We start from the raw sequence: 762 nt of genomic DNA on the forward strand, positions 1-762 counted from the left end.
GCCCCCGTGGTGGTCCCCGCTTGGGGGGTTTCCCGTCCCGCCGGGGGGGGGGGGGGGCGCGCCCCCCCCCCCGCGGGCGGGGCGCGGGGGGGGGGGGGCGCCCCCGTCCGAGCCCTACCGGCCGACGGTTGTCGGCGAGCGGGTCTACGACGTCCGCTCCGGGCGCTGGGCCGTCTTCATGGGGTGGCAGCACGGGCTGGCCTTCCTCCGGCCCCTCGGCGGCGGCGTGGAGTGGGACACCGAAGCGCGTTGGATCACGAACAGCGAAGAGTGCGATGCCCCATGAGCAGCATGATCGACAAGGTCACGGTCGAGGACCGTCGCGTCGCGGCCGACATCCTCGACGACCTCCAGGCCGTCCTGCACGCCGCCGAGGTCAAACTGCCCTCCCTCGGCATCGACTGGCGCTCGGCCAAAGCCACCGGAGTCATCCTGATCGACCTCGGGGCCGCCCGGCCGGACGTCATCGAGCGGCTGGTCGCCGTCCTCCGCAGGGGAATGCGACCGTAATCGCCTCCGGTGCCATCACCATCGGGAGTTTCGCGCTCGCGGGTGTGGTTTTCCTCGCGATACCTGAGCGTGTTCCCACCGCGGCGAGTGCATTGGTGTTCGTCCTTATCCTCTTCGCCTCCTCAACGGGTGGATTCGCGCTCGCCGCAGGGTGGATGAGGGTGCAGACATGACGGGGGGGGGGGGTGTGGGTGGGGGTTGGGCAACAGACGACGGACTAGTGGGTGTGGGGGGGTGTGGTGTGGGGTTGTG

Annotated in this window: 1 protein-coding gene; it reads left to right on the forward strand. The window is 71.3% G+C overall.

Translation table 11 applies throughout. The annotated features are described in order from the left end of the window. The first annotated feature begins 282 nt into the window (after nucleotides 1-282). Nucleotides 283-510, forward strand: a complete 228-nt coding sequence (locus ACFV61_RS30145; RefSeq protein ID WP_380430087.1) for a hypothetical protein — start codon at nucleotides 283-285, stop codon at nucleotides 508-510. Nucleotides 511-762: the final 252 nt, after the last annotated feature.

It is taken from the genome of Kitasatospora sp. NPDC059817, assembly GCF_042731835.1.
Lineage (GTDB): Bacteria > Actinomycetota > Actinomycetes > Streptomycetales > Streptomycetaceae > Kitasatospora.

Excerpts from the sequence above, each read along its gene's own strand:
- ACFV61_RS30145 (WP_380430087.1), top strand. The coding sequence starts at position 283 with ATGAGCAGCATGATCGACAAGGTCACGGTCGAGGACCGTCGCGTCGCG.